This window comes from Coprococcus sp. AM100_B19A (assembly GCF_027662015.1).
Taxonomy (GTDB): Bacteria; Bacillota; Clostridia; order Lachnospirales; family Lachnospiraceae; genus Allocoprococcus; species Allocoprococcus comes.
This window is the reverse complement of record NZ_JAQDKN010000006.1, coordinates 45278-68622: the sequence shown is the minus strand read 5'-3', so window position 1 is coordinate 68622 and position 23345 is coordinate 45278. Positions and strand designations below refer to the sequence as shown.

The following is a 23345-nucleotide window of genomic DNA, read 5'->3' as shown; positions in this document are numbered from 1 at the left end:
TATGTACTGGAAGTTAGCAATTCAAAATATCCGCAGAAGCCTGCGGGATTATATCATTTACTTGGTGACGCTTACCTTGACTGCGGCATTGATGTACTCATTTTTGGCATTGGGCTTTTCATCAGATGTTCTTGCTATGGCAGAAAATATGTCGATGCTGACTACTGGAATTTTGCTTATGTCAGCTCTGGTTGCTTTTATGTCCTCGTTTGTAATCGGTTATGCGATCCGCTTTATGCTGGGACGACGGAAAAAGGAGTTTGCAACCTACGAACTGATTGGCATGGAAGCAAAGACAGTACGGAATTTGTTCCTTGCTGAAAACAGTATCATCGGTACAGGGGCCTTTCTGCTTGGTTCTTTGGTTGGTACAGGACTTTCCGGTTTGCTGAATCAGGTAGTAAAAAATATCTTTGAGGTGCCGCATACCTATCAGGTTTCCTTTTCTCTCCGGGCCTGGGCAGTAACATTTTTGTTTTTTGCCTTGATGTATGGTTTTGGGATGCTCCGAGCAGCAAAGATTATCCGGCATCAGAAAGTAATCGATTTGCTGTATGATAACCGCAAGAATGAAGAATACCGTTTCAAATCATTCCGCCATAGTCTTTTGGTAGTATTGCTTTCAATAGCCGCAATGGTTGCAGGCGTGATTTTGCTTGGGCGGATGCTTCAGACACAAACCAATGAAGCATTTTTGTACCTTGGCGGAGCCTGCCTGCTCATTCTGGTGGGTGTTTACGAGCTGCATCGCCAGATTCCGCTTTTGCTGCACCGATTTGCAAAACAAAATCTGCGCCATAAGTACAAAGAAGAAAATCTGTTCTTCCTGGGGCAGATTGGGCGGCGCATCCATTCTGCTGGCCGGACAATGGCTGTGGTGGCGATTCTTTTAACCATATCCCTGACAACCATGTTTGTGGGGCTTACAATGGGAGCAGGCTACAAAGCCAACATGAAAGCCTATTATCCCTATGATGCAGGCGTGGCGATTGATGCACCTTTGGAAAAATCCAGCATGGATTCCATCGTTTCCTTTACAGAGGAGCATTGTGGAGTCGAGGATTCTGTGAGCTATTATCTGTATGCGGTTCCTGAAAAACCGATCGAAGCCTTGTCCTTGTCCGACTATAACCACCTGCGTGAGATTTTGGGGCTTTTTCCTGTTTCCATGAGCGACAACGAGTTTTTGGTTCATTGTGATACATGGAACTATATGGACGGAATCCGGCAGGGCTTGAAGCAGCAGCCGGAGATCACATTAAATGGTCGAACCTTGACTATTGCAGAGACACCAATCCTGACGGAGCCGATGGAGCAGTATCAAATGGCCGGAACGAAGGGATATGTACTTGTTCTGCCGGATGAAGCAGCTTCACAATTAGTCGGAGAAAAATCCGTCTGGCAATGAAACTGGAAGATGGCGGATACCCGGAATTGAAAAGCGACTTGAAGCAATTCCTGAACAGTGGGAAATGGCAGCTGGAATTGCAGTCCGGTCAACAGCTCCCGGAAAAAGTAACGATGGGTGTTACAGTAAAGGCGTGGGGCGTTGCCAATTCGCTGACGGGATTTACAGCTATTTCGTTCTGCGGATTGTATTTAAGCATTATTTTCATCATTCTATCCTGCTCGGTTCTTGCATTCGAGCAGCTTTCTGCCATAGACAAAAACCAGAAGAATTATGCAGTCATTGACCGTTTGGGTGTACCGGGGCACAGGCAAGCCTCCCTGATACGCAGGGAACTGTCCACAGTCTTTTTGATCCCACTGCTATTCCCTCTTTTGCTGACGGTTTTGCTGATAGTAGGGGCACAGTTCTTTTTCGGAGAGGCAATCTTGCAGCAGGGACTTGTGCCTCTTTATGGTTTGGTGACGATCCTGCTATTCTGTGCAATCTACCTGACCTATTTTGGTGCAACAATGTTCTTATTCAAACGGGTTATTCTTCGGCCTGAAATGAGATAAAAATTGAATTGTTACAAAAATGAAGCAATTCCGCCTGTTTTCTTGCCGAAAAAGAAAGCGGTTAGGAGATTTCTGCAACATTTGGCCTTTATCATAGAGTAATAAATTAGAAATGCTGATACCTTACACTATGCAAAGGAGTGGATTACTATGGCAAACAAAGAAAAGCGCTTTGAAACAATCTATACACAGGGAACTTCCTTGAGTATTGTTGTAGACACCGAAACAGGTGTAAACTACCTTGTCCATGATACGGGGATTACCCCTTTGCTGGATAAAAACGGAACAGTCGTTATTACTGAAATAAACAAGTAAACTTTATATTGGCTGCAGGGTATCAGCATTCTAATTATGAATAAGGGAGGGACATATGGGAAAAATCTTTGTATTGTCGGTAACAGACCATGAAGAATACATACTTAGCAGAATTATGGAGATTATTGCAGCCGAGCCAGGATTTGACCATATTGTGTCATTTCACCCTTGTAATACTCTTGTTTTTCCGGGATTGGAGCTTCGCCTGAAGGAGAGAACGGTACACCGAAACGGCGAGTTAATTTCTATGACCCATCGGGAATTTGCGACATTGGTATACTTGGCAAACCACCCGTCCTGGGTATTTTCTGCCGGGCAGATTTATGAAGAAGTGTGGGGTGAGGATGGTGAAAACTGCGGAACAGCCGTTGCCAGCGTCATTGGTCAGATCCGCAGAAAACTGACACCGGATATGCCGAAAGCGGGTTATATCCGTACTGTTTTGGGGAGCGGATACAAATTTGAAGTTCCGCAAGGTATGGCAGAATAGAACAATCAAATATATATTAGCTGCGCACATTATGAAGCAGCCAAAAGCGGGAAACCTTTATGATGGGTCTCCTGCTTTTTGTTTTCATAAAAATAGTGTGTGATTGTTGAGAATAGGCGTCATATAGGCGTAAAGGATATGTATAAAGCAAAAAGGAGGCATTACATATGCTTATTGGCGTTGATCATGGCAACAAACAAATTAAAACGGTTCATTGCAACCCCTTTGTGTCCGGTCTTAAGCAGAGTGTCACCCGTCCCTTTGGACAGAATGTGCTGAGGTATCAGAATACCTACTATACGCTGTCTACTGAGCGGATTCCTTATCGGAAAGATAAAACGGAGGACGATCGCTTCTTTATCCTGACCCTATTTGCTCTGGCTGGTGAGATTGAAGCGAGGGGAGCATATTCCTCGGAGGTTCAGCGTATCCAACTGGCAGTAGGGTTGCCGCCGGCACACTTTGGCGCCCAGGTGGAGCGGTTTATACAATACTTTGGGCAGCGGGGAATGGTAGAATTTGAGGTGCAGGGCAAGCCGTATTCCATCTATATTGAAGATGTGGCCTGCTTTCCACAGGCATATGCAGCGGCGGCCACCATGCTTCACACGCTTGTTGAAGAGCCAAAGGCGGTAATTTTGGATATTGGTGGGTTTACTGCTGACTATCTGCTGATGAAAAACGGAGAGATTGATCTTACCTCCTGTGATTCGTTAGAAAATGGCGTGATCCTGTTGTACAATAAGGTGCGTTCAAAGGTGAATTCGGAGCTGGATCTGTTGTTGGATGAAGGAGATGTGGATGCCATACTGATGGGAAAAAAGACTCAATATCCGGATGCAGCCATACGGCTGACAGAACAGATGGCGCAGGAATTTATCAATGACCTGTTCAGCACGTTGCGGGAGCGAATGTTGGACTTGCAATATTGCAAGGTAGTATTTGTAGGCGGCGGTGCCATTCTTTTGAAGCGGCAGATCGAAACTTCGGGCAAGGTGGGAGCACCATTCTTCGTATCGAAAATCAATGCAAATGCGGATGGCTATGAGTATCTGTACCGGATTGAAACAGCAGGCAGGTGATGGTATGGGCGAGAAAAAAGAACGAGGACGGTTTACGCTGCGCTTTAATGAGGGCGATCCCATACACGAGACGGCCATTGGATTACTGGAATTGCAGAGTCCCCGCACAAAAGCGCAATATGTGGCAAATGCAGTGGTCTACTATAATGAGCACTTTGGGCAAGAGCCACAGCCGCTAAATGCTTCAATCATCAGCAAAGAAGCGGTGGTGGCTATTGTCAAAGAGATTTTGCGGCAGGAAGGTATGGGACAGGAAAAAGCAAAAGAGCAGATTCCCACAGCCAGATTGGTGGAGAAGCCTGCAGCGCCTGTGATGCTTTCGACTGCACAGGAAGTGGACGATGATCCGGAAATGGACGATAGGACACGCAGCCTGATTGCCAGTACTTTATCTGCGTTCCGCAGCAGGGGATAATCAAAAGAGGCATGGGAGCCAGTGATGCTCCTATGCCTCTTCCTGTATGGCCGCGATAAAACTGTCTAAAATATCTTCAAAATGCCTGTATTGTTTGGGCGTTAGTGTGGAAATCTTCTTCATAAGAAGAGAAGAATCTGCTTCTGTGATGACGCCTCGCAACAAATACTCGGTGCTGATGTGAAGTGCATCACAGACTTTGAGGATTGTCTCAGGCCGCATAGCCTTTTGCCCCAGTTCTGCGGTGGAGATGGTCTGTGGTGTGACATGAGCCAGCTCTGCCAGAGTTTCTTGGGTCATATTCAGTTGTTTCCTCCGGTCGAAGATCCGTTTACCCATATCTTTCAATAGATTTTCCATGCGTCACCTCCATGCTATAGTTACATTTTATCCGCTATGACATGGATTATTAAGCGGTCATGGTTGATTTATCTCGTCTATGGCAAGTATAATATGCAGAGGAGTATGACGGGAAAGGAGAACCATATGAACAGTTTTTCGTGTGTGATTACAGGCCACAGGCCGACCAGATTTAAGTTCAAATATAATGAAAAGGATAAACGCTGCCAACGGATTAAAAAGTGTCTGCAGGAGCAACTCATACGACTTTATAACCAGGGAGTACGATGCTTTTGGGTTGGAGGAGCAATGGGCGCTGATATGTGGGCAGCGGAGATACTGCTGCGCATGAAAGAACAGCAAACATATCAAGATGTGGAATTGTGCTTGGCGCTCCCTTTTGAGGGTTACGATTCAGACTGGGATGACTGGCACCGAAAGAGGATGGATTTTATTCGCAGATATGCTGAAAAGGTCTTAATACTGTGTGAAACGCCATCAAGTGAAAGCTATAAGAAACGCAATTACTATATGGTGGAGCAGGCCGGATATATGATAGCTGTCTATGATAATGCACACAATATGCGGTCTGGAACCCAGCAGGCGGTCAACTACGCCAAGAAGAAAGGACTCCAAATCATTTATATCCATCCAGATACGGCACAGGTAGCGATGGAAGATACAACTTTATGGAAAAAATAAAGGAAGAGCTCTAAAGCGGAACACTAAGAAAGATTGCAAAGTAGTGTGTCCGTTTTAGAGCTTGTTTTGTCATATAATGTCGAATGATTTTCTTTTTGCTCGAAAGCGATTCCAATGCTACTCCAAGAGTTTCCGAAAACTGTCAGTTACACTATGATTATGGCAGTGATCCCAAAACCAATGAAAACTCGATAAGTGGAGGTGGGGGTATGAGATCAGTACAGTACCCAATGAAAATCGGAAGAAGAGGGCGGTCTTTATCCTGGCAATAAGGATGGAGGCCGCCTTTTGTTTTAATTTAATAGAATAGCTGGAATAGCATTTGAAAAAAGTATTATTTCACAATTTAATAATTATTAGCAGGGCGGCAGCGTTGCGCTGCCATATCGCGAAAGAAAGGGGATGATGCAGGCCGCCTGTGTGCCGTCCGCATAACTGCGGACAGGGAGTAACGATGTTATGGAGAAAGGATTCCACGACATCGAGCAGTTCATTGCTTTCATAACTCCAGGACACACGGCTTTTCATGAACGGCTCTCAATAGGGGTGCATCGTCGAGGCAGGACAAGGGAGTTCTCTCCACATAAGGAAAAACCTCCGCCTGCTCGGACGGTATCTATTGAACTGCTCGATGCAGCAATTCAAGGAACAGCTGGTTTTGTCCATTGGTACAAAGCTGGCTGTTTTTCTCTATCACAGCCAGGTTTTGTCCGGTGCAGGTCACCGCCAGAAGCTCAGGAAATCCATCGGAATTCTTGAGACTTTTGGAGGTAAAGCCATGTGGCAACGGAACAATGGGCAGGCAGAAGATGACCTGCAATTCAGGTTTACAGCATATTTAGTTTCGGCGGTCAAGCGCCGCAGAAAAGATTATTTGATCCAGTTTTATAAGCGCAGCAGTATAGAGAGTACTGTGGAAGTGGTCTATGAGTCTGAACCCAGCTCAGAGGAAGTGGTCTTGGACAGATTACCGCTTATGGATGTCATTGAGAATGGAGCGCTTCTGGAGGCGTTGCAGAAACTCAATGAACGGGAACGCCAGATATTTCTGGCTCGAACGCTGGAGGAAGAAGATTTCGAGACTCTGGGAGCAAAGTTTGGGCTGTCCTACAAAGGGGTGGCTGCACTTTACTACAGGACGATCCAGAAAATCAGAAAGAGCATTGAAGGAGGTGACAAGAGATGAATTTTGAGTGTCTGCTCCTCAGTGCCAAGGACGGAAACGAGGATGCCATTACGGCGATCTTACAGATGTATCGACCATTGCTGCTCAAGTATGCTATTATTGACGGCGTGCTGGATGAGGATCTGTACCAGGAATTGAGCATTATTTTGTTGAAGGCGATCAAATTGTTTAAGATTTAAGTCAATGAGAAAGGCTCCGAGATCATTACGGCCTCGGAGCCTTTCTTACTGACTTAAAAGGGAGAACTGCTAAATTTATATCCACTGCCCAGTATAGTGCGGATATAGCCACCCTTTGGTGTATCCGGCGTCAACTTGCGCCGGATCTGACTGATGATACTGGCAACGGCAGTGCCGCAGCGTTCACCGTCTCTATCCCATACGGCCTCATAAATCTGGCTGGCTGAGAATACCCAGCCAGGATGACGAGCCAGATATGTAAGGACAGCAAACTCATGGTGAGTCAGAGTAACAAGTTGACCGCTGCAGGACACTGTCTGCTCCTTCAGCCGGATTTCCAGATTTGTAAAAGAAAGAATGTTGCAAGGGAGAGGAGGCGCAATATGGTTAAGCTCCGGCTCGTTTGCGATAGTTTCCATAATTTTATTGAGTATATGTTCTTCGTGGTCAGTGACGGATAATATTAAAATTCTGCCCATATTGTTCGCCTCCTTTGCTTGGGGTAAATGCGGAAAACTGCTGCGCCAGTGGCCGCCAACAGTACCAGAAGCAGCACAGCAAACAGACCGAAACTCTCATAGTAGAACAGTTCATCCCAAAATAGGAGAACATCACAGAGAGCAGTCAAGGCAACCGTCCAGCGGATGTGCCGGGCCAGTCATTGCCGGAACACCAGCACAAGGACAACGGGTGGGACGATCAGCAGCACCAGATTCAAAATCAATGTCGGGGTCAGTTCCATTGCGTCGCCTCCGTTATGCGTGCTCTTTTGTTGATAAGGTCATTGTAAAACCCAAATCTCCGCGAAATGTTACAGTGGCCAAAAAATTCCATTGAAAATCGGGGTGAAATGTTACAACGCTCGGACACTTTTATATTAGTTGGGTCTACTTCCTTAGTCTACAATCCGTAATCTCTCAACCAACGGAGTTTTTTGTAAACTGTAAAAAGCGGAAATAGTAATCATCAAAATAATCAGAACCACCACAATGCAATATACAGAAAACAATGCTAATGGAAATGTATATGACAAATAGAAAATCCCTGCACTTATCAAGCCTTTTATCAATATCTGCCCTAAAATAATTCCCAATATCAGAGTAAGTATCAAGCTCCCTATCGCCAATACACAACTTTCGCATAGTGCCATTTTTTCTGTTTGTTTCCTAGTCATACCGATGGATTGAAACATAGCGTATTCCCGCTTTTTTGTTGCTATATTTGTAATGATTGTACTTGCGAAAGTAATGATACTAAAAAGCAGCAAGAATAGTGTTACGCCTATGATAGATATTCCTACCTGCCTTATAGTAGCTTCTTTTGAAGCAATCGCTTCTTGCATAGTCGTCAGTGTTAATCCATCTGACATATCCACTAATTTCTCTAAAGATATTATGGTGTGCTCCAATCCGGTATCATTTGCCTTTACGATCAACCTGATAGAAACATCAAAAGAAGCCGAATTTTCTGTTATCAATTCAGCAGGCATTAAAAACCAGCCGCCATAAATTGCTGTATTTGAATACAGATCACCATCTAATACGCCTCCCACCGTATAAGTTTTTTGGGTGCCATCCCCAAATGTAAATTCTACTGTATCGCCTTTAGAAATACCTTCTACACCATTTACAGCAACGATCTGGTTAGATTGAACAAGCTGTTGATAATCCAAATCGCCTGATTCTCTGAATTGCTGAATAGAGGCAAAATCATTATCGGTAATAATAGAAAGTTGATCTTTGCCTGTGCTATTTTTCCCTGCCCAACTAATATCTGTTTCAACAACTTGCTTTATATTGCTAATGTTTGGAAGCTCCATTATCTTTTGTTTGAAGTTTTCAATTTCCGAAACTTTCTCACTGTATTTACCAGTAGTATCAATCACAAATTGTCCATACTGGTAGACATCTTTTTTTACAATAGATTCGGGATCAATGGAAGCGGTATATGTTGCAGCTAAGACAAATAAAAGCCCGCTTAGGCCCAAAGAAAGCACAGAAACTAAAATGCTTTTCTAGTGTGATGTTATGCTTATGATTGCCAGCCCCAAAGAAGATAATTTTCGTTTTTCTTTGTTAGTAACCTTACAATCAAAGCGTTCCATCATATATTTGCTGGAAAGGATCGGGGAAATGCTGAGGGCTATTTTTGTAGGTCTATTTAACGATACTTTTACAACGAAATTGATGATAACACTAATGATTATCCCCCAGACTACCGCAGCGATCCAATCCCAACCATCAGGTTGCAACAAATATCCAGCAAGGCCACCAATTAGTAGACCAATCGGAACCCCAATTCTACATAAAAATTTTCTTTCGTAGCGGATGATTTTCTTTGTTTGCTGCTGTGTCATTCCGACAGTACGAAGCTGCCCAAATTGCGCACCTGATTTACAACAGATAAATAGAAAACATTGTAAATTACTAAAGCACTCACAATTATAATGAAGATTGCCACCCCCATAAGAACCATGTTTTTCTGATTTAATAGTCCTCCGTTGGGCAAACTATCCATGAATAAGTCGTTTCTTCTTACATGATGAATGTCATATTTTGAAGATATATTATCGACCGCAGAAGAAAAACCATATTGCGTCATTTTTGTGGCATCAACAATGGTAATTGAAGCGTCATATCCATTTTCTGTTTCAGTTACTTTGATAGATTCGATATTTTCCTCTGAATACAACAACTCAATTTGCTGCTGGGAAAGATCATAAAAAACAACTTGTGGTTGCCCTTCTGCCATTCTATCTTTTGTAGTTTCATATCCGCTTTCAAACATAGCCAACATCATAAGTAGTGCTGTTGCAAAGACTATCGTAGCAAGCGAGAAAACTTTTTTAACTCGGTTTTTATCTATATCGTTTTTAGCAATTTTTTTCGTGATCGCACTGGTATCATTCTCAAAAGGCCATGTCATAGCCTACCACCTCCTTATTCCACAATCTTGCCGTCCTCAATGCGGACAATCCGATCTGCAAGGCGGGCTATGTCGTCATTGTGGGTAATCATCACAACAGTTTGCCGGAACTCCGCACTGGTACGCTTGATAAGCCCCAGCACCTCGGCACTGGTCTTGCTGTCAAGGTTGCCGGTCGGCTCGTCGGCCAGCACAATAGCCGGTTTGGTAATCAAGGCGCGGGCGATAGCCACACGCTGCTGCTGGCCGCCGGAAAGATTGTTCGGCATATTTTTCAGTTTATCTTCCAGTCCCAGCAGGTGAACGATCTCGTCCAAAAACTTCTGATCCACCGTGTCCCCGTCCAGCTCCACCGGCAGGACGATGTTCTCATACACATTCAAGATGGGAACAAGGTTATAGTTCTGAAAGATAAAACCGATGTTGCGGCGGCGGAAGATGGTGAGCTGTTCATCGTTCTTCTTTGCCAGTTCTTCGCCCCGGACGATCACGGTTCCGCTGGTGGGAGTGTCCAGCCCGCCCATCATGTGAAGCAGAGTGGACTTGCCGCTGCCGGAGGTTCCCACAACGGCCACAAATTCGCCATCGTTCACGGAGAAGTTTACACCATCAAGGGCGCGGGTAATGTTCGGCTCTGTGCCGTAATACTTTTTCAGATCAATCGTCTGCAAAACGCTCATACTCAAAACTCCTTTCAAGGCTTTCTGCCTGTTGATAAGGCTATTGTAAAACCCAAATGTCCGCGAAATGTTACAGCGGCTAAAAAATTTCATTGAAAATCGGGGTGAAATGTTACAACGCTCGGACATTTCAAAAAAAATTACGGCGGGCAGCCGGAAATGGCCGTCCGCCGAAACATACTACACAATCTTTTAGATAGATTGATTGTGAAATAATTTCAATCCAATCACCACATCTATCATAAGTTCCACAATGAGAATTATACTAATGGCAACATTAAAATTACATAGATTATATAATCCGATATAGATTTCACAAGTAAGAAATACAACTTGCAGACACAAATTTAAGTATGTCACTAAATGCTCGTTAGTTCTATTCCACAATCTAAACAGGAACATTGTAAAAATAGGTTTTCCCGCAAAAGCAAAAAGCACTGACAATACCGGAACCCAAAATACATAGTAAGAATCTACTGCATTGCTGGGGGATGTACCTACCCATTGAATTGCTATTTTATCAGGAACAACGAAAAATAAAACAATAGATAAAATAACATTGATTATTAAGATGATTGTTGTTGCTTTGCAAAAATTGATTTTTTTCATGGTGTTTTCTCCTGTTATAAGTGTGCTTTATTTTGTAGGGAGCATAATAGAAAATTCCGAACCCTTGCCCGGCTCCGAAACCACTTTGATATAGCCGCCCTGTCGCGTTACGATCTCGCGAGCCAGATACAGGCCAATGCCCACGCCCTGCTGTTCGTGTACTTCTTCCTCACGATAGAAGCGCCGGAAGATGGCAGCCTGATTGCTTTCGGAAATGCCCTTGCCGGTGTCGGTCACTTTGATCTCCACATACATTTCCCACAGCACCACCGACACAGCGATTTTCCCGCCCGCCGGGGTGTACTTCACCGCATTGTCCAGCAAGTTAAAGAGAGCTTCGGATGTCCACTTGCTGTCATGGGAAACGGTCAAATCCTCCGGGCAGTCCACAGACACGGCGATTTCCTTTTTCTCCGCTGCATACACGATCCCACTCATGGCCTGCGCCACGGTATCAAAGAGGCGACCCGGTTTCTTGTCCAACTGGATCACGCCTGTTTCCAGACGGGAGGTTTTCACAAGGGCCTGAAAGAGAAAGTCCAGCTTATCCGTCTGGCTGCGGATTCCCCGGATAAAGTCGGTGCGCTCCGCCTCGGTCATGGGCTTTTCCAGCAGGGTGTCCGTCGCCATTTTCAGATTGCTTACCGGCGTCTTTACCTGATGGGAAATATCCGATACAAGGGTCTGTAACTCCTGCCGTTCCTCGTCCACCCGGCGGCGGTTCTCCTGCATGATCTGATAAAGCCTTGCCAGCCGGTGTCCGATTCTGGCAAGCTGGGTTTCGCTGTCCTCTGGCCGCTGGGGTGCTTCATTTCCGGCGATCATGTGGTCTAAGGTCTGGCACAGGTCAGCGGTAAACTGCGACAGCCGCTTTCCAAACGCCTGCGTCAGTACAAAAATCCCCACAAGGGCGCACAGCAGCAGCGCCCCGCCCGTCAGCAGCACCGCCGTCTGTTTTGTCACAAAAAACAGGGCTATGGTGATCCCGGACATGGAGAGGACAAGCCCTATTGTCACCCGGCCAAACAGCCGCTTTACCGATAGGTTTTGAAACTTCATTTTGCCTCGCCTCCCGTCCATTGATAGCCCATGCCGTAAACGGTCTTGATGTAGGGTGCGCCGCCGTCGGCTTCAATCTTGCTGCGAATCCGGCTGATGGAGGTTGTCAGGGTGTGTTCGTCTACAAACCTCTCGTCTATATCCCACAGCTTTTCCAAAAGCTGCACACGGGTCAGCACTTGCCGGGGATTTTTGCGGAACAGGTTCAACATTTTGTACTCCATCTGGGATAGGGTCAGTGGCTTTCCGTTCAGGGAAGCGGTCTGCTCCGAGAAGTCCAGAAACAGCCGCCCGTCGTCGTAAATGTCCTTGGCCGGTTTATGGTGTTCCAGCATGGCGAACATGGCTTTGATTTTCCGCTGCAAGGCCCCAATCACAAAAGGCTTTGTGATGTAGTCCACCGCGCCCACCTCATAGCCCCGTATCTGGTTGCTCTCCTGATCGTTGGCGGTCAGGAAAATTAGGATGGTGTCCAGGTGCCGGGGCTTTATCAGCTTGCACAGTTCAAAACCATTCCCGTCCGGCAGGTTGATGTCCAGCAACACTAAATCAAATTCCCGCTGGCGGATGGCTTCGGCTGCGGTTCTGGCATTTAGGGCAGAAGTCACGCCGTAGCCGTCTGCGGTCAGATTATAGGCCAACATCTTATTCAAAAAACTGTCGTCCTCGACAATTAAAATCTGCTTCATATCCTCACTTCCTTTTCTTTTTTAGTTTTTTATAAATAATTCCTGGAAAAATAATGCTGAACAATAATAAAAATACCATCAACGCAATCATTTCTTTTACCGGATAGCGGAAAGCGAAATAGGAAATCTGCATTTTCATATACCACTGCATGATACCAATCCCTAAATTTCCAAAACTCATAAGCAATCCACATAACAGTAACCAATAGAAAAGACCCTCTGTTACAAACATTCGATATTCTTGTTTTTTTGTCATCCCTACACGTTCCAGGATTTTACACTCCCATTGCCGAAGCATAATATCCGATATTCTTGTATTTGCGAAATTCATAATTCCTATAAATATTAAAATTCCACTAATACTCATAAGTAGCCATCTACTTGTCTGAATATAGTTCTGCTCCTTTAGCAAACGTTCTGATTTAGAATCTAAATAAAACAAGTTCAATTTATCAGCGTGTCCATATTTTGATTGAAATTCCATATTATAATTGCGAATCATCTGATTCAGTCTTTCTCGGATAACTGACTCCTGATTTTTGTCAACATTAAATTGTATTTCAAAAATTTGTGGTGTTAATTTTTCTACCAGCCAATCATATGTAGTCTCTGTTACCAATAGGATATTTATATTTTTACCATCCCAGCACAATTTCATCTCTGGGAAATCATCCTCTGTTATATCCAGATAACCACAATTTACTAATTTCTCAGGAACTAAACTGCTCATTTCCGTACCAACCGGAACCAGATCATAAAATTCCATCTCTGTTCCTATATAATCCTGCACTTCTCCTGCTATATAATCTGACATCCTATGATCATGTAGCACGATTGTTCCATGATTATTTTGAAACTGCTCCCAATTTACTAGCTTATCATTTTTCTGAATAAAGTCTTTTAGTTCTTCCTGCTCCCCGATACTAACTGTCTGAATTACCGTGGATATTTTATCTCCATCGATTAGAATCTTTATATTCTCCTTGCCATTTTTTCCGACGATCGGATAAAATCCTTTAATGTTTTCTACTGAATGAAGTTCGTTTCCTATGGTCGTTTCAATATCATTCATAAGGGACTTCGGAAAAAACTTCATATTCTTTGTGTCCGGTGATGATTCAATTAAATAATTGCAAGCTTCCTCTGTAATTCCTATTTGGAAGTCCGGCTCTTTACTATAATAATTCTGTAAATCCACTCCGTTCACAATTACCGCAGAACATAATGCCAATTCGCACCCAAGCCATAATGACAAACTTGTTATCCCAAATGTTTTTTTATTCCGAAATAAATATTTCTTTGCAAGATAAATTTCAGGATGTTTTCCCCAGCAGCGGAATTTCTTTATCTTCGGTTTCTTCCTGCTTTTATGATAAGTAACCGCCTCCGTATATTTCATACACTCCAACGGACTTAATTTTCTCATTTTTCTTTTCAGACATTCCACTGCCACTCCCAACGTGAAAATCACAAGAACAATCGCTAGGATAAGAAGTTTGGGTTGAAAGAAAACCATTCTTTCTAATTTCCATGTATTCTCTGCATACATTTTTTCTAATAACAATGGCATAATACCCCATATAAACATTCCCCCTAAAACTGCTCCAGCGATACTTCCCGTAAGTCCTATTTTTAGCATCTCACGATTCATAACTTTAATATTCTGCTTTTGTTCCACACCAATTACTTGTAAAAGGCCATAACGTTGTAAATCTTTTTCCAGCGAAATATTTAGGATATTGTAAATAAACAAAAACATAGAAAGTAAAACCATAACCGAAAAAAAGACTGCAAATCCATAACTTCCCATCATTTCACTTATTGCCCGATATTCTGCTGGGTTCATACTTACAATTCTCTGTCCCTCATTCAACTTTATGTTATTTGTCAGCATATGTTCTATTTGCGAACCACTGGAATATTTCTTTGTATGATCTATTAAAATCCTACATGGCTCCCATTGAAGCCCATTCTTCTCCATTGATTTCTCTGATATAAAAGCCACAGAAGCACCGGAGGTTTGATTTTGATACTCTGTAAAATACCCAGAAAGTAAAAAGTTCTGCATACCGGTTCCACTGGTATTGAAAATGTCATTCCAATAAAAATCCAGTTCAATTTCCATGCCCACTTCGGGATTCTTGATTCCAAGATATTGCAGAGTTTTCGTAGAAAGCATAATTTCATTTTCTTTTTCTGGATAGGTCCCTACCACATTTGTAAATGCAGGACGTATCATTTTTTCAAATCCGGTCACATCTGTAATGACGCAATCACAATATTTTATGGAATCATCTAATAATTTTCCTGCAAACTTTTCTTTCCCAATGCTTTCTATGCATGGTAGCTGTGTAAGCTGTTGTGTCATATCCGCTGTACCATTTTCAATATAGGTCGATACAGCCATACCATCGGCTTTCATATTTTTCTGAATATCAATCTCCATCTTCCCATAGATTAAAGAGAACACACTAAAAATCACGCCTACAGTAATTGTAATTACGATAAACAGTAGACGATTTCTGTTTTGATTCTTTTTCCTGGAAGCATCCATAAGCACTCTTTCAGCCGACTGATTACAATCGTAATTCTCCATCCTATACAACCCTCCCATCTTTCATCTGAATAATCCGATCTGCCATAGCTGCTATTCTTTCATCATGTGTAACGATAATCATTGTCTGGCTATATTTTTTACACATCTTTTTCAAAAATTTCATAACGGATATACTGGTTGTAGAATCTAAATTTCCTGTCAACTCGTCTCCCAAAAGTATGGTAGGATGTGTATAAATAGCTCTGGCGATTGCGACCCGCTGCTGTTGTCCACCAGATAAAGTCATAGGATTTTGTAATAGTTTTTCCTCAATTTCCAGTTCTTCAGCTATCCGCATTACTTCTTTTTTACTGATATTTCTTTCCATAAGTTTGGCAGGTAAAACTATATTTTCAAATACATTCATCTCTGGGATTAAATTAAAATTTTGAAAAATAAACCCAATATGCCATCTTCTGAAGGAACTCCTTTCCTCCATAGATAACTGTGTAATATCTACATCATTGATATAGACACATCCGTGTGTGGGATTTTCCAAACCACCTAGTAAATTGAGCAACGTGGTCTTTCCGCAACCTGAACTTCCCATAATAGCTACAAATTCATTTTCTTCAACTGTGAAAGATATATCATCAACTGCTCTTAAATAGTGTTCTCCATTAGAATATTCTTTTGTTAAAGATACTGTCTTTACTGCTGCCATATCAATCCCCCCTTATCTTTTTCAGATAGTATAACAGGCAAATGTCCGCGAAATGTTACAGCGGACGGATTTTTTCAAAAAATCTATCAGCAAAATATAGCTCTATTAAAAAGCAGCACTAAAGAAGATATTTTCATATTCCTCCCGGTGCTGTTTATATATTATTTTAGCTTATCCTTATTATCTTCTTGTTTCTTTTTATCCCGATATTTCCGTATGAGTTTATTACGGATAGGAACGCCAACACCAATCAAAAGCACAACTGCCAAAATTGTGAAATCCATACAATCACCTCACATTTCCTTATTCTTCATAACCCGAATGGACAAGAAGATTGAAACCGCATACATCACGACAATAGCAAAAACCGCAAGCAACACAAGAAGTATCGGAGAAGATTCAACGACTGAAATAATTGAGTTCCCGATAGCTGGCATTTTAGAGAGAAGAAGTAAAGTCACCAAAAAACCGGCCACTGGAATATACATAAATACCCGTCCTTTGATTGAGCCGTACTTGTAATATCCCGGAATCTGGAACACGGTATAGAGTGCAAATAAGAATACTCCTGCAATAGCGGCAGTTACAATATCAAATACGCCAACTGTTTCACCCAGCACTTTCAAGACAAGCGGCTGTGCAATCAAAGAAATAATCAAGGAAAGAAGCCCCATTGCAAGGACGAAAACATAGCGTCCGATCACAAGCTCACTTTTACGAACAGGTAAAATACCAAACAGACGATCCATACTGTTTTTTTCTGTGATGGAAAAGGTATATCCCGTCGTCATGGCAATAAAGCACATAGCAAATGATACCCCTGTCAGCAAAGAACGATTGATTGCGGCAAACACAATCGGCAGAAGCAGGGTGAAACAAATTGTCTTAAAATAGGGTTTTACCAATGCAATATCTAATTTTGTGGATTTCAAAATATTACTCATAATCGTCACCTTTCTTGCTTGTAAACACTACAATTTCATCAATGGTGGCAGGCTCAATGGTCAGGTTAGGGAAACCGCTAATATCTTCGGTTTTCATCAGCGCCTCAAATCCCGTAGGGAATGTACGAATACCAGCCGCCTTATTTTTCAGATCATCGGACAGTTCCTCAATTCCACCTTTTACAATGCGGAACATATCTACAAAATCATCTTTGCTGCCAGTAAAGTACAGCTCGCCATAACTGATGTAGGTAATATAATCGGCTGCACGCTCCAAATCGCCTGTGATATGGGTGGAGAACAAAACACTATGCTCACCATCTTCAATATACTCTGAAAGAATTTTCAAAAGTTCATCTCTGGAAACCGGGTCAAGTCCACTGGTCGGTTCGTCGAGGATCAGCAGTTTGGCGTCGTATGAAAACGCACAGGCAAGCATTAACTTCATCTGCATACCTTTGGAAAGTTCTTTTACCTTTTTGGTTGGTGCAATGTGAAATTTCCGTAACATATCCGCAAATTTCTGGCTGTCCCAATTTGGATAAAATACCGAAATGGATTTTTCAACCTGCGACACTTTCCAATCATCACTGAAATAATTTGTATCGAAAACAACGCCCAGCTCTGATTTTACTTTTTGTTCTTCTGCGATATTATCCAGCCCCATCACTTTGACTGTACCGCCGGTGCGCTTGAGCATATTCAAAATCAGTTTGATTGTCGTTGTTTTGCCAGAACCATTCGGGCCGATCAAGCCCATAATATATCCCTTTGGCAAAGTAAAGCTGATATTATGAAGTTGAAAAGAATCAAAAGATTTTGAAAGATTCGTTACCTCTAAATAATTAGTCATCTGTTTTTACCTCCGTTAAAATGTCCAAAAGGCGATGTAATTCCTCTGTGGATAGATTTGCCATTCTTGCAGCTTTTATTGCTTCGGTGAGATTGTTTTCTACTTTGCAAATAAGCTGCTCCTTAATCAGTTCTGAACCAGACCCCATTACGAAACATCCACGCCCCTGCACATTTTTAACAAAGCCCTCTTGCTCTAATTCTGTGTATGCCTTTGTCACTGTTAAGACGCTGATCTTTAAGTCTTTGGCAAGTGTTCTAAGGGAGGGCAAAGTTTCTTCGGCTTGAAGCTCGCCAGATAAAATAGCCGCCTTGATCTGCTGTTTAATCTGCTCGTATATGGGGACGCCAGATACATTTGAAATAATCAGTTTCATTGCTGCATCCTCCGTGTGTTTTAACTGTTATGCTGTTGTGCATAACAGTATAACACAAGTGAGGATAAGATGTCAATACATGGGGCTAAACTACTGGTAAACTACTGGCAAGCAATGCAATCTTACGTAAGATTGCGTATTTAGCAGAAATCCCGTTTCCGGAATTCCTGCTAATGCTTGTTGGTGACATATCCCCAAACCCCTGAGATCATTGCCGGTGGCAATGGCTGCGCGTTCCGTTGGAACGCTGAAAACCAAAAGCAGACAAATCTTATTGACGGGATTTTTCTGTGCTGCGCTGCGGTTGTGGTGGGGAAGAAATCTCTAATAGATATTCCACATTGGCCCGAACATTATGAAGTTCTTTCATATCATTTTTGGCCTGCTTATAGGCAGAATAGGCTTTCCGTTTTTGTTCCAGAAGATCGGTGTATTCCTCTCGGAGAGATTTGACAGAGGGGAGCTTTTTGATTCCCAGTTCGTCAAAATGATTCTTCGCTGTCTGGTGCAGTAAGATTTCCGCCTCATGTGCAACACGGAATTAAAAGGCTGAGCGCCAGCGGAAAAGATACCTCCTGTCTACGCATTTAGGGCGTTAAAAGTCCACGGAAATCAAGGGTTTTTCAGCCTATTAGCTGATCTACATAGGTAATTAGAGGGTGCAGATGTTTCAGGCGAAACATCTCAAATAACTTATCTGAACTTACCCATTGAACATCTACAACTTCTGTTTCCTGTAAACGCATTTCTTCAATCTTTATATCCCTATGAAACAGCCAAACATCGTAAAAATCCTGCACATTTTCCCGTCTGGTCTGATAAATCAATTTTTCACTTCCGGGAGTAAGCAGTATTCCTAATTCTTCTTTTACCTCTCGGATTGCTCCTTGCAAGCTGGTTTCCCCGGAAAGTACAGAACCACCCGTACATTCCCAATAAAGAGGGTATTGCTTTTTCGGATGCCGCTGTGATAAAAGATACTGCCCCTGCTGATTGACGATCCATGCACTCACAGATAAATGATACAGCCCTTTGGGTATGATTTCTCCACGGCACACTGTTATTCCAGACTTTTCCCGTTTTGCATTATATAAATCCCATTTTTCCATTTTCATGCCTCTTTGTGTGGGATCGGTGCTTGCCGAAAATCAAGTAAGTAAATATCAGCAATCCTTTCTATCTCTGCACGCTGATCTGCGGAATACTTATCATAAATCCCACCTGCTAACATACGGGCTGCCTTTGCGCTTTTAATTGCTGGAAGTACATCATCAAACACAATGCAGTGTTCAGGTGCGACCCCTAATTTTTTTGCAGCCAATTCAAAGACATCCGAATATTCTTTTCCCCGCTGCACCTCATCTGTTGAACATAAGGCGTCAAATAATTCTAAAATCGAATTGTTCTTTAAGCATGGCATATAGAGCTTTTCCGGCAACCCCGTAGCAACTGCAAGTTTTATTCCATGTTCTTTTAAGCGCAGAAGATAATCAAGGGCATGGGGCAGCAGACCGACATGGTTGCTGTATTCCTCGACCGCCATATTATTCCATTCCTCAATAATTCCCTCTACCGTTTCCTGCAATCCAAAAAGATCAATGGTGTATTGTGCGGCTTCCTCAAAACTCCTTGCACATATTTCAGTTACATAATTTTCCGGGACGGGAAGCTTTCTCTTTTTCAAAAACTGAATATCTATATGCTCCCATACATCCATTGAATCCAGAATTGTTCCATCTAAATCAAAGATTGCCGCATTAAAATCCATTTTTCTTTTCCTTTCCGCAAAATAAATCTTTCAGTTCCGCAGCAGCAGCTTTTATATCAGACTGCGCTATAATGGCAGATACAACAGCCAGCCCGTCAATTCCCATGGGCTTGAAACGCCCTGCATTTCCCTTATTGATACCGCCAATAACAACTATCGGCAAAGAAACGGCTGCGCGGATTTTCTGTAATTCTTCCATTGATACAGAATCAGCGTCGGTTTTAGTTCCAGTAGGGAACATTGCGCCAACTCCCAAATAATCTGCACCATCCTGTTGTGCCTGTATTGCTTCTGCAATGGAAGATGCGGATACTCCCAACAGCATATTTTCCCCAATTACTTTGCGGACGGCAGCCGCAGGTAAATCATGCTGTCCAATATGTACCCCCGTAGCCTGCACAGCCATTGCAATATCTATCCGGTCGTTTATGATAAGGGGAATATGGTATTTATCCGTAACCTGTTTCACGGCAACAGCCTGATTGTAAAATTCTAATGAGGACAATTCTTTTTCTCGGAGTTGTATCATTGTGCAGCCTCCTAAAATTGCCTGTTCCACCGCTTCTGTCAGGCTATCGCAGCTCATTAGTTGACGATCAGTAACAAGATAAAGTGTATAATCAAAGTTCATTTTGCACCTGCCTATTCTTTAGATAAACCATGCTGATACAATTCGTAGAAATGGTGCGTCGGGCCACAGCCTTTCCCAATCGCAAGAGAGTGTTCGATTGCCATTGTGACATATGCCTTTGCAGATTCGACTGCAAGCGGAACACTTTTTCCCTTTGCAAGCTGGGAAGCGATTGCAGAAGAAAAGGTACAGCCTGTCCCATGAGTATTTTTCGTATCAATGTGGGATGTTTCAAAATGGTAGAAATTTTCTCCATTAAATAGGACATCAACAGCATTTCCTATATGATGTCCACCCTTGACAACAATCGCCTTACAACCCATGGCATATATTTTTCTTGCGGCAGCCTCCATATCTGAAACTGTGGAAATCTGCATATCTGCTATTTTCTCTGCCTCTGGAATATTCGGAGTAAGTACATCGGCCAGTGGAATTACTGTGTCTATCAAGGTGGAAACCGCCGTAGGATTCATCAATGGGCAGCCATTTTTGGCATACATAACCGGGTCGATTACGACATTTTGGGGCTTATATTGTAATAGTTTCTTTGCCACCGCTTTCATACATTCTGGTGTAGAAAGCATACCGATTTTTACTGCGTCCACTTCAATATCTTCAAATACGGCGTCAATCTGTTTTTCAATCATATCCGGGGTAATATCTTGGATGTCGATAACACGGCTGGTGTTCTCTGCAACAACAGAAACAATAACACTCATTCCAAATACACCGTGAGCAGAAAAAGTTTTCAAATCAGCCTGAATACCTGCACCTCCGCTGCAATCTGATCCGGCAATGGACAATACTTTTTTCATTTTGCATTTTCCTCCATTCTCTCGTTCCGATAGGCCATCTTCCAAAAAGCAAGCTCTAACAAACTTGCTTTTTCAAAAATATCAGCCAGATACTTTTTATTTGCTACTGATAACCCGGCACATTTATGCTCTGCAAAAGCAGACCATTCTTTGCAGCTTTCTGCATATTGTTCATCCGCATAATCTTTGATAAAGTCCCAATATCTTGACTGTCTGCTTGTAGGAACAGCCGCCAATTTGCGGAATATATAGCTGTAACTTAGCATACAGGGAAGAACCGCCATTAAAATTTCTTCATTCTTTCCATGTGACGCAATCTCAAACATGAAATCAATGTAATTTTGATTTTCAGGCAGAGGAGCGATCAGTTCAATATCATTATCCGTCATGCAAAACTGCTTTAGATAATCCAGACGCACTTCTGATTCCGTATCATTTACAAAATTCAGCATGGAATAGTAAAGCTGAATTTCTCTTAATGTATCAGCATGAAAAATTGCCTTGCCGTATATACGGGCATAGTTTTTCAGATAGATACTATCCTGAATCATATATCTCTTGAACTTTTCAAGAGGTAGCTTTCCAGTTTGCACTTCCTGCACAAATGGGGTAGCTGCACATTCTTCCCAAATGGGGATGTTGCGGGTTAAAATGTCTTTCATAAATGCCATGTTTGTTCCTCCTAAAATAAAAAAATAGAGCCTCTAAAACAATTAGAAGCTCTTTCAGACGCAATACGAGCGTAAGAAATTGCTTCCCTACGCCGGTATTAGCCGACAGGTCCAGAGGTCAGGTCTTACCTTTTTCAACTTGTTCAGTTCCCTCGCAAACACATATCATATCTTATTCAATTAAAAAAGGACATTCCCAAAACAGAGAATGTCCAAAAAATACGAATCTGTATTCTTTAGCTCCCTGCGTTGGTATTAGCCAACAGGTTCAAAGGGTCAGGTTTTAACCTTCTCAACTACAAGGTAGTCCCCCTGCTTGAATATCATTATAGTTAGAAAGTCCCCAAAAGTCAAGTCTACGCATTTAGGACGGTAAAAGTCCACGGAAATCAAAGGTTTTTCCGCATGGTCGGCTAGATAAAGTTATCCTGTTCCCCTCAAAACGAGGTTCTAAATGCGGGAAAACGGACAAAAAAGGAGAGACAGATGTGGAGGATTTGACACCTTTTCGCCGACGTTTTTTATCACTGGGTTACAGTAAGGGGCTAATGTATCCTAAAATAATAGCTTTGTTTTATCCCTCAATAGAATTTGTGGCATCTAATTTTTCATAAATATTTTGGATATGATTATGGTGCGGTATATAAAGAGAGAAAAACGCACCGAATACAGAGCCGATAGGCATACTGTATCCGGTGCGTTGTAAATTTTTAACCTTTCAGATAGTAATGCACATAGGCATTATAATCTCGATGCCGGGTGACTAACCGCAGCCAGATATAAAAGTGGGCAGTTTCCGAATACAAATTGAATTCGGTGGGCTCGCTGGTGGGCTGGGCGTACCCTCGGCAGAACCGTGTCAGGGTATCCAAATTCAGAAACTCCGGCAGTTGGAACAGCGCATTCTGGAAAGCATCAATTTCACGGGCAACTTCCAGAACAGGCGTATCCTTTTGGCACTGATGCCAGGTGGTCCACCATTTCCATCCGTCATAATCAGAACGGGAATAGGCTATCTCGCTGGCAGGACGGGAGCCCTGCTGAAACAGATCTTCAAAGGTGCAGGAAGTAGTCAGCAACGGATTTTCAAAGTCGGTCTGCTGCTGGCTCAAACCGTTTTTGACAGCTGCCCATTCTGTTAGAGGGAGTGGGCAACGGTTGGCATCACGCAGGGCTTCATCCATACCGCACGCCTCGCAGATATGGACATCTGCATAGCGGCTCAGGGCGTTGATGACCAGCCTGCAATCCAGCGGCTGACCACACCGAAGACACAGGGGTGGTTGCTCCGCCTCTGGGGTAAACAGCAGTTTGTCCTGCTGCCACATGGTTTCCAACAGGGATTTGGGATAGATACGGATCTTCATGATGATGTCCTCCTATTTTATCGTG

The 23345-nt window shown here is 42.8% G+C and carries 30 protein-coding genes, 1 pseudogene and 1 riboswitch; of the genes and pseudogenes, 9 read left to right on the top strand and 22 right to left on the bottom strand.

All coding sequences use genetic code 11. The annotated features are described in order from the left end of the window. The first annotated feature begins 1 nt into the window (after window position 1). The 6 genes from PGQ33_RS07700 (at window position 2) to PGQ33_RS07675 (ending at window position 4267) form a co-directional block, all read left to right on the top strand. Window positions 2-1408: an ABC transporter permease gene (locus PGQ33_RS07700; RefSeq protein ID WP_243022885.1), complete on the top strand. Its 1407-nt coding sequence runs from the start codon at window positions 2-4 to the stop codon at window positions 1406-1408. After that, on the top strand, window positions 1405-1965 hold the full coding sequence (locus PGQ33_RS07695) for a hypothetical protein (RefSeq protein WP_243022886.1): 561 nt from the start codon (window positions 1405-1407) through the stop codon (window positions 1963-1965). Before PGQ33_RS07700 ends, PGQ33_RS07695 begins: the two co-directional genes overlap by 4 nt. A 150-nt stretch (window positions 1966-2115) precedes the next feature. Then, window positions 2116-2280 (top strand): DUF6440 family protein, encoded by a 165-nt coding sequence (locus PGQ33_RS07690; RefSeq protein ID WP_117497604.1) that lies wholly within the window; start codon window positions 2116-2118, stop codon window positions 2278-2280. Window positions 2281-2335: 55 nt separating this feature from the next. Beyond that, window positions 2336-2770 (top strand): winged helix-turn-helix domain-containing protein, encoded by a 435-nt coding sequence (locus PGQ33_RS07685; RefSeq protein ID WP_118479236.1) that lies wholly within the window; start codon window positions 2336-2338, stop codon window positions 2768-2770. 167 nt (window positions 2771-2937) lie between these two features. Beyond that, window positions 2938-3852, top strand: a complete 915-nt coding sequence (locus PGQ33_RS07680) for a ParM/StbA family protein (RefSeq protein ID WP_118479238.1) — start codon at window positions 2938-2940, stop codon at window positions 3850-3852. Between the two features lie 4 nt (window positions 3853-3856). Then, window positions 3857-4267 (top strand): hypothetical protein, encoded by a 411-nt coding sequence (locus PGQ33_RS07675; protein WP_117497766.1) that lies wholly within the window; start codon window positions 3857-3859, stop codon window positions 4265-4267. A 30-nt stretch (window positions 4268-4297) separates the two neighbouring features. Here PGQ33_RS07675 and PGQ33_RS07670 read toward each other — a convergent pair whose 3' ends face one another. Beyond that, window positions 4298-4627 (bottom strand): helix-turn-helix domain-containing protein, encoded by a 330-nt coding sequence (locus tag PGQ33_RS07670; protein ID WP_118479240.1) that lies wholly within the window; start codon window positions 4625-4627, stop codon window positions 4298-4300. Between the two features lie 36 nt (window positions 4628-4663). On the opposite strand from PGQ33_RS07670, the gene PGQ33_RS07665 reads away from it, so the two are divergent. The 3 genes from PGQ33_RS07665 to PGQ33_RS07655 all read left to right on the top strand — a co-directional run bounded on the left by PGQ33_RS07665 (window position 4664) and on the right by PGQ33_RS07655 (window position 6673). After that, window positions 4664-5308 carry an SLOG family protein gene (locus PGQ33_RS07665; RefSeq protein ID WP_330663247.1) on the top strand — a complete coding sequence of 215 codons (645 nt, stop codon included), beginning with the start codon at window positions 4664-4666 and terminating at the stop codon, window positions 5306-5308. A gap of 619 nt (window positions 5309-5927) precedes the next feature. Next, entirely contained in the window at window positions 5928-6494 is a 567-nt protein-coding gene (locus tag PGQ33_RS07660) for a sigma-70 family RNA polymerase sigma factor (RefSeq protein WP_243022887.1), read from the top strand. After that, complete coding sequence (locus PGQ33_RS07655; RefSeq protein ID WP_118479242.1) at window positions 6491-6673, top strand: helix-turn-helix domain-containing protein; 183 nt, start codon at window positions 6491-6493, stop codon at window positions 6671-6673. Before PGQ33_RS07660 ends, PGQ33_RS07655 begins: the two co-directional genes overlap by 4 nt. 53 nt (window positions 6674-6726) lie before the next feature. Here the strand turns inward: PGQ33_RS07655 and PGQ33_RS07650 are convergent, their stop codons facing one another. The 21 genes and pseudogenes from PGQ33_RS07650 to PGQ33_RS07550 form a co-directional block, all read right to left on the bottom strand. Further along, window positions 6727-7152, bottom strand: coding sequence for a winged helix-turn-helix domain-containing protein (locus PGQ33_RS07650; protein WP_118479244.1), 426 nt, complete (start codon window positions 7150-7152; stop codon window positions 6727-6729). Continuing rightward, window positions 7137-7415: pseudogene (locus PGQ33_RS07645) on the bottom strand (hypothetical protein). Before PGQ33_RS07645 ends, PGQ33_RS07650 begins: the two are co-directional and overlap by 16 nt. A 153-nt stretch (window positions 7416-7568) precedes the next feature. After that, a complete protein-coding gene (locus PGQ33_RS07640) occupies window positions 7569-8669 on the bottom strand; it encodes an ABC transporter permease (RefSeq protein WP_270205558.1) in 1101 nt (366 codons plus the stop codon). An 18-nt stretch (window positions 8670-8687) separates the two neighbouring features. Then, entirely contained in the window at window positions 8688-9029 is a 342-nt protein-coding gene (locus PGQ33_RS07635) for a hypothetical protein (RefSeq protein WP_270205557.1), read from the bottom strand. Then, entirely contained in the window at window positions 9026-9598 is a 573-nt protein-coding gene (locus tag PGQ33_RS07630; protein WP_270205556.1) for a hypothetical protein, read from the bottom strand. The genes PGQ33_RS07635 and PGQ33_RS07630 overlap by 4 nt, the downstream gene beginning before the upstream one ends. Before the next feature lie 14 nt (window positions 9599-9612). Further along, window positions 9613-10278 (bottom strand): ABC transporter ATP-binding protein, encoded by a 666-nt coding sequence (locus PGQ33_RS07625; RefSeq protein WP_055158491.1) that lies wholly within the window; start codon window positions 10276-10278, stop codon window positions 9613-9615. 192 nt (window positions 10279-10470) lie between these two features. After that, window positions 10471-10887 carry a hypothetical protein gene (locus tag PGQ33_RS07620; RefSeq protein WP_117715690.1) on the bottom strand — a complete coding sequence of 139 codons (417 nt, stop codon included), beginning with the start codon at window positions 10885-10887 and terminating at the stop codon, window positions 10471-10473. 27 nt (window positions 10888-10914) lie between these two features. Continuing rightward, window positions 10915-11946: a sensor histidine kinase gene (locus PGQ33_RS07615; RefSeq protein ID WP_270205555.1), complete on the bottom strand. Its 1032-nt coding sequence runs from the start codon at window positions 11944-11946 to the stop codon at window positions 10915-10917. Continuing rightward, a complete protein-coding gene (locus PGQ33_RS07610; protein ID WP_270205554.1) occupies window positions 11943-12635 on the bottom strand; it encodes a response regulator transcription factor in 693 nt (230 codons plus the stop codon). The genes PGQ33_RS07615 and PGQ33_RS07610 overlap by 4 nt, the downstream gene beginning before the upstream one ends. 4 nt (window positions 12636-12639) lie before the next feature. After that, the gene (locus tag PGQ33_RS07605) at window positions 12640-15231 is read right to left on the bottom strand and encodes an FtsX-like permease family protein (protein ID WP_227085120.1); all 2592 of its coding nucleotides are present in this window, start codon (window positions 15229-15231) and stop codon (window positions 12640-12642) included. A gap of 1 nt (window position 15232) precedes the next feature. Further along, complete coding sequence (locus tag PGQ33_RS07600) at window positions 15233-15895, bottom strand: ABC transporter ATP-binding protein (protein WP_117715689.1); 663 nt, start codon at window positions 15893-15895, stop codon at window positions 15233-15235. 161 nt (window positions 15896-16056) lie between these two features. Then, the gene (locus PGQ33_RS07595) at window positions 16057-16179 is read right to left on the bottom strand and encodes a hypothetical protein (RefSeq protein WP_262348839.1); all 123 of its coding nucleotides are present in this window, start codon (window positions 16177-16179) and stop codon (window positions 16057-16059) included. Window positions 16180-16188: 9 nt separating this feature from the next. Further along, the gene (locus PGQ33_RS07590) at window positions 16189-16839 is read right to left on the bottom strand and encodes an ABC-2 transporter permease (RefSeq protein WP_015567057.1); all 651 of its coding nucleotides are present in this window, start codon (window positions 16837-16839) and stop codon (window positions 16189-16191) included. Next, window positions 16832-17692 carry an ABC transporter ATP-binding protein gene (locus tag PGQ33_RS07585; protein ID WP_118480289.1) on the bottom strand — a complete coding sequence of 287 codons (861 nt, stop codon included), beginning with the start codon at window positions 17690-17692 and terminating at the stop codon, window positions 16832-16834. The genes PGQ33_RS07590 and PGQ33_RS07585 overlap by 8 nt, the downstream gene beginning before the upstream one ends. Further along, window positions 17685-18068 (bottom strand): GntR family transcriptional regulator, encoded by a 384-nt coding sequence (locus PGQ33_RS07580; RefSeq protein ID WP_002578893.1) that lies wholly within the window; start codon window positions 18066-18068, stop codon window positions 17685-17687. Before PGQ33_RS07580 ends, PGQ33_RS07585 begins: the two co-directional genes overlap by 8 nt. A gap of 623 nt (window positions 18069-18691) precedes the next feature. Continuing rightward, window positions 18692-19177, bottom strand: coding sequence for an NUDIX hydrolase (locus PGQ33_RS07575; RefSeq protein WP_242973598.1), 486 nt, complete (start codon window positions 19175-19177; stop codon window positions 18692-18694). A gap of 2 nt (window positions 19178-19179) precedes the next feature. Continuing rightward, window positions 19180-19836, bottom strand: a complete 657-nt coding sequence (locus PGQ33_RS07570; protein ID WP_064786729.1) for an HAD family hydrolase — start codon at window positions 19834-19836, stop codon at window positions 19180-19182. Beyond that, window positions 19826-20467 carry a thiamine phosphate synthase gene (thiE, locus tag PGQ33_RS07565; RefSeq protein ID WP_004611584.1) on the bottom strand — a complete coding sequence of 214 codons (642 nt, stop codon included), beginning with the start codon at window positions 20465-20467 and terminating at the stop codon, window positions 19826-19828. Before thiE ends, PGQ33_RS07570 begins: the two co-directional genes overlap by 11 nt. Before the next feature lie 11 nt (window positions 20468-20478). Beyond that, on the bottom strand, window positions 20479-21282 hold the full coding sequence (gene thiD, locus PGQ33_RS07560; RefSeq protein ID WP_270205553.1) for a bifunctional hydroxymethylpyrimidine kinase/phosphomethylpyrimidine kinase: 804 nt from the start codon (window positions 21280-21282) through the stop codon (window positions 20479-20481). After that, a complete protein-coding gene (locus PGQ33_RS07555; RefSeq protein ID WP_055200141.1) occupies window positions 21279-21953 on the bottom strand; it encodes a TenA family protein in 675 nt (224 codons plus the stop codon). Before PGQ33_RS07555 ends, thiD begins: the two co-directional genes overlap by 4 nt. A 224-nt stretch (window positions 21954-22177) precedes the next feature. Then, window positions 22178-22277, bottom strand: a riboswitch (TPP riboswitch). A gap of 386 nt (window positions 22278-22663) precedes the next feature. Beyond that, on the bottom strand, window positions 22664-23320 hold the full coding sequence (locus tag PGQ33_RS07550) for a hypothetical protein (RefSeq protein WP_003501988.1): 657 nt from the start codon (window positions 23318-23320) through the stop codon (window positions 22664-22666). Window positions 23321-23345: the final 25 nt, after the last annotated feature.